Origin of the sequence: Rahnella ecdela (genome assembly GCF_019049625.1) — a bacterium.
Taxonomy (GTDB): Bacteria; Pseudomonadota; Gammaproteobacteria; order Enterobacterales; family Enterobacteriaceae; genus Rahnella; species Rahnella ecdela.
In genome coordinates this window covers 1-255 of record NZ_JAFMOY010000012.1, presented here as the reverse complement: position 1 = coordinate 255, position 255 = coordinate 1, and the positions used below count along the sequence as shown (strand labels likewise).

Annotated in this window: 1 rRNA gene; it reads left to right on the top strand. The window is 57.6% G+C overall.

What is annotated here, in order from left to right:
• Window positions 1-255: ribosomal RNA gene (locus tag J1784_RS00060) — 16S ribosomal RNA — on the top strand; the annotation flags it as partial.

Below are 255 nucleotides of genomic sequence, written 5' to 3'. Positions count from 1 at the left end.
GTCGAGCGGCAGCGGGAAGTAGCTTGCTACTTTGCCGGCGAGCGGCGGACGGGTGAGTAATGTCTGGGAAACTGCCTGATGGAGGGGGATAACTACTGGAAACGGTAGCTAATACCGCATGACCTCGTAAGAGCAAAGTGGGGGACCTTCGGGCCTCACGCCATCGGATGTGCCCAGATGGGATTAGCTAGTAGGTGAGGTAATGGCTCACCTAGGCGACGATCCCTAGCTGGTCTGAGAGGATGACCAGCCACA